Annotated in this window: 1 protein-coding gene; it reads left to right on the top strand. The window is 58.4% G+C overall.

The genetic code is table 11. The features are described 5' to 3' along the window. A partial coding sequence (xseB, locus tag O4G76_RS20860; RefSeq protein ID WP_269399021.1) for an exodeoxyribonuclease VII small subunit occupies positions 1-153 on the top strand: 153 nt, incomplete at its 5' end. Positions 154-262 lie beyond the last annotated feature (109 nt).

Raw genomic sequence — 262 nt, 5'->3', positions numbered from 1 at the left:
GCTCTGGATGCCTCCATTGCGCTCTACGAACGTGGTGCTGCGCTAAAAAAACGGTGCGAGGACGAACTAAAGCGCGCCGAAGAGAAGGTCGCCGCGATCACGCTTGACGCAAATGGTCAGCCATCCGGCACTCAACCGCTCGACGCGGGATAAGGTCAGATGACGGCAGGGTTTACCGCTGCACTCTCGCAGGCGCAGGCGAGAATATCCATCCATATGGAACACCGCTTGCCGCAGACAGATCTGCTGCATCAAGCGATGC

Source organism: Limimaricola sp. G21655-S1, from assembly GCF_027213785.1.
Classification (GTDB): Bacteria; Pseudomonadota; Alphaproteobacteria; order Rhodobacterales; family Rhodobacteraceae; genus Limimaricola.
This window is presented reverse-complemented; position numbering and strand designations above follow the sequence as displayed.